The 2584-nt window shown below is 59.4% G+C and carries 1 protein-coding gene and 1 pseudogene; both read left to right on the forward strand.

Annotated features, from left to right (window positions below; genetic code table 11):
* Positions 1-79: 79 nt before the first annotated feature.
* Positions 80-943: pseudogene (locus C5F48_RS23040) on the forward strand (IS3 family transposase); the annotation flags it as partial.
* A 247-nt stretch (positions 944-1190) separates the two neighbouring features.
* Positions 1191-2417 carry an urea ABC transporter substrate-binding protein gene (locus C5F48_RS23045; RefSeq protein WP_107666033.1) on the forward strand — a complete coding sequence of 409 codons (1227 nt, stop codon included), beginning with the start codon at positions 1191-1193 and terminating at the stop codon, positions 2415-2417.
* Positions 2418-2584: the final 167 nt, after the last annotated feature.

Here is a 2584-nt window from a genome sequence, read left to right on the forward strand (position 1 = left end):
GGGTCCTTTCAGAACATCTCAATTCAAAGATGTTGCGCTGACCGGTTGAACCCACCGCAGCTTTTTTCGCGCGCGAGGCGACATGAGGTTCGCCTTCATCGCCAAACACCGCCACATCTGGCCCGTCAGCTGGCTGTGCGACGTGCTGGAGGTCTCGCGGTCCGGCTTCCACGCCTGGCTCAACCGCCCGACCAGCGCCCGCGAGAGCTATGACGCCAAGCTCGTCACGGCGATCGAGACGAGCTTCGAGGCCAGCGACCGGACCTATGGCGCGCGCCGCGTCTGGCGCGATGTCCTGGAAAAAGGGCTGGCCTGCGGGCTTCACCGGATCGAACGACTGATGCGGCTCAATGCCTTAAGGGCGCGGCCCAGGCGCCGCGGAAAGCCGAAGGACGATGGGGAACGGTCGGTCATCGCCGACAACATTCTGGACCGCGACTTCCAGGCTGACCGGCCAAACCAGAAGTGGCTGGCCGATTTCACCTACATCTGGACCGCTGAGGGCTGGCTTTACGTCGCTGTCGTGCTGGACCTGTTTTCGCGGCGCGCAGTGGGCTGGTCCATGAAAGCTGATCGGGATGCCTCATTGGTCATGGACGCACTGATGATGGCGGTCTGGCGACGTGGCAAAGCCGACGCGCTGCTTCATCATTCGGACCAAGGATCGCAATACACAAGCGAGCAGTTCCAGCGGCTTCTGGCCGACAATGGGATCACCTGCTCGATGAGCCGTGCGGGTAACGTCTGGGATAACTCCGCAATGGAGAGCTTCTTCTCAACGCTGAAGACAGAACGGACGGCCAGCAAAGTCTACCGGACCCGCAACGAAGCGCGCGCCGACGTCTTCGATTACATCGAGCGCTTCTACAACCCGCGCAGGCGGCATTCGAAACTAGGCTACATCAGCCCGATGGAGTTCGAAGCTCGCGCTATGCTAGCTTAACCCGCTGTCCACGAAACCGGCAGCAGCTCATATCTGCACTCCAGTTCCTTGGTCACGATCTTATCTTCGTGTCCACGAAACCGGCAGCAGCTCAGCAAGCCATGATGTGGACAAACGTGTCTTCATGATCCGGCTTGTAAATCAAAAAGCCTGAAACTGACGACGAGCTGAAAGCTGAGCTGGCCGCACTTTGTGCTGCGAGCCCTCTCTTGGGCATGTTGTCGACAATCCCAACATCGGAGTTCCCATGAACATGAACCGCCGTCAGGCGTTGGGTGCCTTTGGCGCTGCAACTGCCCTGAGCCTTACATCTTCTCGCGCTTTCGCGCAGGAGGGGCCGATCACCGTCTCTGCGCTCTACGACCAGTCCGGTGGGCTGGAATCCTACGGCCAGCCCATCGTCGATGCCCTGCGCTTTGCCGTGGATGAGCAGAACGCAAAAGGCGGTTTGCTGGGGCACCAAGTGAAGCTTAATGTCTATGATCCGCAGTCGAACATGCAGCTCTACGCGCAATTCGCGCGGCAGGCAGCGCTGTCGGATAAGCCGGCGGTGGTCTTTGCGGGCATCACTTCAGCCTCGCGCGAGGTGGTCCGTCCGATCATGCGGCAGTTCAACACGCTCTACTTCTATGCGAACCAATATGAGGGCGGTGTCTGCGATCGCAACATGTTCGCAACCGGCGTGACCCCCGGTCAGACCGTGCAGAAGCTGGTCGACTACTCGGTCAGGAACAATGGCGGCAAGGTCTATATCGTTGCGGCCGATTACAACTATGGCCAGATCATCGCCGACTGGGTGAAGAAATACACTGCCGATCACGGTGGTGAGGTGCTGGGCGTCGAGTTCTTCCCCATGGATGTGACCGATTTCAAGACCTCGATCTCGAAGATCCAGGCCGCCAAGCCCGATTATGTCTCGTCGGCGCTGGTCGGCGGGGCGCATATCTCCTTCTATCGCCAATGGAAGGCGGCTGGCATGCTGGGCAAGATCCCGATGTCCTCGACCACCTTCGCGGGCGGCAATGAACATGTGATCCTGACGCCCGAGGAATCCAACGGCATCATGGTCTGCCAGAACTACCTGCAAGAACTGGACAATCCGCTGAACAAGGCGTTCGTGACCGATTTCCATCTCCGGTTCGGCGCGGATTATCCCTATATCACCGAGTTGGGCATGGGGGCCTATCAGGGCTTCCGTCTCTGGGCGGCGGGCGTCGAGAAAGCCGGAACCGTCGACCGGATGCCGGTGATTGAAGCGCTGGAAACCGGCATTTCGCTCGATGCGCCGAGCGGGCGGGTGACCATCGATCCCAAGACCCATCACACCACGATGGATGTGCATATCGCGCGGGTCGAGAACGGTGGTCTGATCCCGGTCGGGACCTTCAGGCAGCAGCAGCCCGCCGATACGGCGCTGGTCTGCGATCTGGTCGCAAACCCGGATGACAACCAGCAATACGTCATCGATTTCTAAGGAAAAAGCATGGATTTGGGTCCGTCCTCGTGATCGAAATCCTGGGATCCATCGCCATTCTGGTGCTTGTCAGCATCGGTCTGGCGGTGGTTTTCGGGATGATGAAGGTCATCAACATGGCCCATGGCGAGTTTCTCATGCTCGGCGGCTAGGCTCTGTTGCACAAA

This window comes from Cereibacter changlensis JA139, from assembly GCF_003034985.1.
Classification (GTDB): domain Bacteria; phylum Pseudomonadota; class Alphaproteobacteria; order Rhodobacterales; family Rhodobacteraceae; genus Cereibacter; species Cereibacter changlensis.